At 77.2% G+C, this 6,000-nt stretch carries 3 protein-coding genes and 1 pseudogene; 1 reads left to right on the top strand and 3 read right to left on the bottom strand.

Annotated features, from left to right (window positions below):
• The 3 genes and pseudogenes from ACFWI8_RS27470 to ACFWI8_RS27460 all read right to left on the bottom strand — a co-directional run.
• Positions 1-2,727, bottom strand: a pseudogene (locus ACFWI8_RS27470) (hypothetical protein); the annotation flags it as partial.
• A gap of 58 nt (positions 2,728-2,785) precedes the next feature.
• The gene (locus ACFWI8_RS27465) at positions 2,786-3,664 is read right to left on the bottom strand and encodes a hypothetical protein (protein WP_387096758.1); all 879 of its coding nucleotides are present in this window, start codon (positions 3,662-3,664) and stop codon (positions 2,786-2,788) included.
• Between the two features lie 130 nt (positions 3,665-3,794).
• The gene (locus tag ACFWI8_RS27460; RefSeq protein ID WP_387096756.1) at positions 3,795-5,396 is read right to left on the bottom strand and encodes a hypothetical protein; all 1,602 of its coding nucleotides are present in this window, start codon (positions 5,394-5,396) and stop codon (positions 3,795-3,797) included.
• A gap of 151 nt (positions 5,397-5,547) precedes the next feature.
• On the opposite strand from ACFWI8_RS27460, the gene ACFWI8_RS27455 reads away from it, so the two are divergent.
• Positions 5,548-6,000 (top strand): Crp/Fnr family transcriptional regulator, encoded by a 453-nt coding sequence (locus ACFWI8_RS27455; protein ID WP_387096753.1) that lies wholly within the window; start codon positions 5,548-5,550, stop codon positions 5,998-6,000.

The following is a 6,000-nucleotide window of genomic DNA, read 5'->3' as shown; positions in this document are numbered from 1 at the left end:
CGCCAGCTCCCTGAGCCTGGTCCCCCAGCGGGCGCGCTCGCGGAGCCGGTGGGCCAGCCCGGCCAGCGCGTCGGCGGCGCGGCGGGCGCGCTGGGCTGCCTCCTGACGCTCCTCCCTGGCACGGGCGGCCTGCGCGGCGGCCTCCTCGGCCTCGGCGCGGGCGGCGTCCGCCTCGGCGAGCTGGCGGCCGGCCGCCTCGGCCTCGCCCGCGGCGCGCTCCGCGGCGGTGGCGAGCTCGGAGAGGCGGCCGGCCGGGCAACCGGCGCGCCAGGACGCGATCCTGGCGGTCAGCGTGCGGTCGGCGGTGAGCCTGGCCGCGAGGTCGCGGATCTCGGCGTCGCGCCTCGTGGCGCGCTCGCGCAGGGCGCGGCGCTCGTCGTCGGCGGCGGACTCGTCGTGCATGGCCGGGTTCGGTGGCACGAGAAAGACGCCGCTCTCCGCGCCGCCGGGCGGCGGGGTCGGGGCGAGCAGGGCGGCCGCGGTGCCGACGGCGACGGCGGAACGGGGCAGCAGCGCGGCCCCGGAGAGCACCTCGCGGGCCCTGGCGTGGCTGTCGGGGTCGGTGATGACGACGCCGTCGACCAGCTCGGGGCGGGCCGCGAGGACCGTGGCGTGGTCGGCGGGGTTGACCGCCTGGGCCAGGTAGCGCCAGCCGGGCAGGGCCGGGATGCCGTGCTCGCCGAGGTACTCGACGGTGGCCAGCACGTCGGGCCCCGGGGGCAGCAGGCCGCCGTCGCCGAGCGCGGCGAGGATGCGGGAGTCGTCAGCGGCCGCGGTGCGCAGCTCGAAGAGCTGCCGCTCGGCGTCGGCGACGCGCTCCTCGAGCAGGCCGGCCAGTTGTTCGGCCGCCCGGTCGAGCTCCTCCGCGGTGAGCGCCGGTCCCTCGTCGGCCCGCGCGGGCAGGCCGAGCAGCTCGGCGATCCGCGGCTCGGCCGCCAGGGCGGCCGCGGTGCGCTGCTCGCCCCGCCAGGCCGCCTCGGCCGCCTGCGCCGCGTCGGCGGCGCGGGCCGCCGCCAGCTCGGCCCTGGTGTGCTCGCCGGTGGCGGCGCGAGCCGCGTCCGCCGTGCGCCGGGCGGCCTCCCGCGCCGTCTCGTACGCGGCCACGGCGACGCGCTCGGCGTCGCTCGCGGCGAGCGCGGCGCGGGCCGGGTCGGCGCCGTCCAGCCAGCCGGCGCGCACCGCCTGCTCGGTCTCCTGCTCGACCTCGGCGAGCCGCTGGCGCAGGTGCTCGCTCTCGCTGCGGGCCCGCTGGGCCTCGGTGGCGGCGGTGGTGGCGTCGCGGTGGGCGGCCTCCGACTCGGCCTGGAGCGCGGCGGAACGCTCCTCCTGCTCGGTGGCGGCCAGCTCGCTGCTCGCGGCCGCGGTGTGCAGGGCCCGGACCAGGGCCGCCGCGGCCCGGCCGCGGGCGGCGAGCGCGGGGGCCGCGTCCCGCTCGGCCTCGCGGATGGCGGCCGCGACGCGGGCCGCGCGGTCGGCCGCCGCGCGGTGTTGGAGCACGGTCTCCGCCGCCTGCCAGGCGGCGTGCAGGGTGCGCGCCTCGGTCAGCTCGCGGCGCCCGGCGGCGGCGGCCTTCTCGGCGGCGGCCAGGGCGAGCGAGGCGTGCCGGTAGGCCAGCTCGGCGGCGACCCGGCCGGCGGTGGCGCGGGCCCGCTCGGCGTCGGTGACGGTGTGCGCCGCGGCGGCGACGTGCTCGGCCAGCTCGGCGGCCCGGGCGCGCTCGGCGGCGCCGCGGGCGGCGAGCAGCCGGGCGAGGGCGCGGGCCCGGTGCTCGGCGGCCAGGTGGACGGCGCGGGCCGAGTCGCGCTCGCCGGCGGCCTCGGTGATCCGGGTGAGCAGGTCGAGGGAGCCGGCCGTGAAGTCCCGCTCGGCTCCCAACTCGGCACGGCGGCCGAGCTTGTGCGCGAAGCCGTGCACCAGGTCGGCGAGGCCGTCGGTGTCGCGGGTGTCGGTGACGGCGCGCAGCAGCAGGTCGGTGAAGTCCGAGTCGTTCTTGACGGCGAACAGGCCGGCGGCCTCGCCCTCGTCGGCGTTCATCTCGCGCTGGTAGCGGAAGAGTTCGGGGTCGAGGCCGAGCCTGCCCAGGTGGTCGACCCAGCGTTCGTGGACCTCCTCCCAGACCACGTCCAGGTTGGGGTAGGCCTTGCCGGTCTCGGTGAGGACGTCCCGGAAGCCCTTCATCGTCCGGCGGCGGCCCGACGCGCCGGAGGCGCCGTCGGCGCGGGGGCGGAGCGCGGTCGACTCGGCGACGGGCAGCGAGTCCAGGCTCATCCCCGGTCCTGGCCGGAACGAGTACCAGGCCTCGGCGAACTTGCGCGGGTCGCCGGAGACCTGACGGCCGCGCCACTCGCTGACCTTGCCGACGACCACGGTCTCGCCGGTGAGGGTGTGCTGCCATTCGAGGGCGACGTGGCCGCAGTCGTCGGCGAGGAGGAACTTCCGCAGCACGCCGGAGCTGGCGCCGCCCAGGGTGTTGCGGTGGCCGGGCAGCATCACCGAGAAGATGAGCTTGAGCAGCACGGACTTGCCGCCGCCGTTCTCCAGGAAGAGCACGCCGGCCGGCGCGGGGCGGCGCGGTGGCCCCACGGGCTCGTCCTCGAAGAAGTCCGCCTGGGCGGGCGCCGGTCGGGGCACCGGCTCGCCGACTCCTCGCAGGTCGAGCACGGTGTCGGCGTAGCGGGCACCGGCCGGTCCGATGGAGTAGAGGCGGATCCGGGACAGCTCGTACATGACTGGGGACTCTCGTTAAGTCGCTGGGTCGGGTGGGTGGGCGGGCGGTGACGGTGGCTCAGCCGTGGAAGGGGAGGCCGGCGCCGTCGACCAGTTCGCCGTCGTCGGGGTCGGCCGGCAGCAGCGAGCCGCTGCCGTCGCCGACGGGGACGATGCCGAGGTCGAGCAGCTCGGCCATGGCGCCGGTCGCGGCGAGCTCGCGGACCTGGAGCTGGTAGCGGGGGGTGGTGCGGTAGGTGCCGCCGCCGTCGTCCCCGGTGCGCTGGAGGAAGCCCGAGTCGGCCAGGAAGCCGACGGCCTTGCCGATGATGCCGGTGGTGGAGCCGGCGAGCCGGCGGGCGTCCTTGGTGGCGCCGGTGGCGCTGCGCCGGGCGTAGACCCGCCACGCCGCCTCGAGCCCGGGGGCCTCGCTGACCGGGTCGGTGTTCTCGCCCTGGTCCGCGGCCCGCTCCTCGATGCGGCGGCAGGCCTGGCGGACGAAGGCCTCCACGCCGTTGACGGTGATCCGGCCGAGGTAGCCGTCGTCGGCGAGGTCGGCGGGGCGGGGGAACGCCAGGGCCGCGACGGCGAGATGGGCCAGGCCGTGCAGGAAGCGGTCGGCCGGGTCGGCCGTGGCGCGGCGCGCGTACTCGCCCATGCGGACCGCGAAGACCGAGTCCTCGGCGGCGGCGACGGCCATGCCGGCGCGGGTGGACACCTCGAGCACCACGAGGCCGAGGCCGGTGGCCACGGCGTCGGCGAGCCGGGCGAAGGGGGGCTCCTCCTGGTAGCGGCGGAGCAGGGCGCCGTACTCGGCGTCGCGCGCCGGGGAGAGCTTGGGCTGGAGGCCGAAGGAGACAAGACGGGCGGCGTCGGCCGCGTCGGCCGGGGTCGGCGCGGGTCCGCTCCGCGGCGGTGGAGCCGTCTGGTCACTGGTCGGCGTGAGGGGTTCTGTCACGGGGTGTCCTTAACTGAGCGACGTGACGGAGCGGGCCGGCCAGCCGCCGCGAACCGGGCCGCCGGTCGGGTCAGGGACGTGGTGCTGCCAGGCCTCGGAGGTGCCGCCGGCAGAGCGGGGCGGGTCCCGGTCATCGGCCGGGCTCCGCGGGAGTGGCCGGGGCGGGGACGGTGACCAGGGTGCGGGCGGGACGGCGGGCGGGGGCCGAGCCGTCGGGCGCCAGCAGGGCGGTGCCGACGATGAGGTCGGCGCCGCCGAACTCCGGGTCGTCGAGCTCGGTGCCGTCGTCCACCGCGAACAACAGCCGGCTCTCGCCCTGTCGGTGCGCGGTGCCCACCGGGGGGCTCACCGCGTGGACGGCGAGCAGCGCCACCAGGTACGGCAGTTCCGGGTCGGCGCGGCGGGCCTCGGCGAGGAGGCCGGAGAGTCGGCGCGGCGCGTCCTCGGGGAGCTGGAGCAGCTCCAGCGCGGCGGCCAGCTGCTCCTCGCTGAACCGGCTGTCGTCCGGGGTGGTGACCAGGTCGGGCTCGGGCAGCTCGGCGCCCAGGTGTTCGCGCGGGGCCGGCGGGGTGAGCAGCGACTCGGTGAGGTCGGCCAGCCGCACGGCGCCCGGCGGGCGCGGGCCGGTGCCCCGCGCGAAGAAGGCGTCGGTGACCCGGGTGGCGCGCTCCAGGGGCTCCGGCAGCAGCGGCGCGAGCAGCTGGCCGTAGAGGTCGGCGCCCGCCCTGGCCGCCGGCGGCCGGAACGCCTGGCGGTCCTGCTCGGCGCGGAACAGCGGGCCGGCCTCCAACAGCCGGGACTGCAGCTGGGTGTGGCGCCTGATGCAGTCCTTGACGATGTCGACCAGCTCGGCGGCGCGCAGCTTGTGGCCGGTGTCGGTGGCCTCGTCGCGGGCCCGCCTGATGTTGGTGAGGATCGCGTTCTCGTGCCGGTAGCGGTCGGCGATGTGGCCGAGGGCCTCGTCGATCATGTCGGGCACGGCGTGCAGCCAGTCGACGGCGCGCACGTTGCGCCGGGTGGTCTCCAGGGTGCGGCGCAGCGTCTCCGCGTACTGGACGGTGCGGTACCTGGCCTGCTCGGCGGCGAGTTGGGCGTCGGCGAGGCGGCCGCGGTTGATGAGCACCTCGAGCTTGACCTCGGCCGCGATCTGGGCGCTGGTCACGTCGGTGTCGAGGGCGCCGACCAGCACGTTGACCGCCTCGTCGGTAGTGCGCAGGTACACGCCGCCGCCGGGGCCCGGGACCTCCTCGACGAGCTTGAAGTCGTAGTCCCTGCGGACATAGGAGCCGTCGGGCTCGAAGGTGCCGTACACGGCGCGGAAGCCGCGGTCGACGCTGCCGACGTTGATCAGGTTGTCCAGGACCCAGCGGGCGACCCGCTCGTGCTCGGCGGCGGGCCGGCTCGGGGCCTGGGCGGCGACCCTGGGCAGCAGCCGGGCGACGACCTGCTCGTGGTCGGCGCCGGTGTCGAAGTCCATGCTGAGGGTGACCAGGTCGATCGCGGCGAGCGCCACCTCGGCCATCGCGTAGGTGCTGTACTCGCCGGCGAGGTTGGCCTTGCGCGCGTCCAGGTCGTGCAGCGGCGCGGTGCAGGCCAGGGCGCGCAGCCGGCGGGCGAGCCCCTCGTCCGCCGCGGGGCCGGGGGCCGGACGGCCGCCGGGGAGGTGCCCGCCGGCCGGCGGGCCGGCGGCGCGGCCCTCGCCTGCCTGGTCAGCTGTTGCGGGTGCGGTCACCTGGCACAGATTAGGCGGTGCCACTGACAGTGAGCGGCGCTCGCCGTGCCGATTCGGCCCCGGTGGCGGCGGGGGGCTCGGGATGCGGCGGGGCGGTCGGCGCGGTGCAATGGCAGTGTCCCCCTGAGGGAGCAATGGGAGGAGGCCGGCGATGGCCGCCCCACGGCGTCTGCTGCGGGTCCTTCCGGCCGACTACCGGGAGCGCCTGATGTCCCTGGCGGAGGAGGTCTCCTTCGCGCAGGGCGAACGGATCTTTGAGGAGAAGGGGCGGGCCGACCGGTTCTGGATCATCAGGTCCGGGACGGTGACGCTCGACCTGCGGCTCGGCGGGCCACGGCCGACCGCGGTCTCCTCGCTCGACACCGGCGACCTGCTCGGTTGGTCCTGGCTGTTCCCGCCCTACGAGTGGGACTTCGGGGCCGAGGCGCTCTCGCCGGTGCGCGCCTACGAGTTCCAGGGGCCCGAGGTACAGGCCCTGTGCGACGAGGACCCGGAGTTCGGCTATGTCCTGCTGCGGGTGATCGCGGAGATCCTGGCCCACCGGGTGCGGGCGGCGCGGACCAGGCTGCTCGACCTGTTCGCCCCGCACGCCGGCGGCACGTGA

Origin of the sequence: Streptomyces sp. NPDC127098, assembly GCF_042722465.1 — a bacterium.
Taxonomy (GTDB): domain Bacteria; phylum Actinomycetota; class Actinomycetes; order Streptomycetales; family Streptomycetaceae; genus Streptomyces; species Streptomyces millisiae.
This window is presented reverse-complemented; position numbering and strand designations above follow the sequence as displayed.

Bases quoted from the DNA above. Each gene is read 5' to 3' on its own strand.
- ACFWI8_RS27455 (WP_387096753.1), top strand. From the start codon at position 5,548: ATGGCCGCCCCACGGCGTCTGCTGCGGGTCCTTCCGGCCGACTACCGG.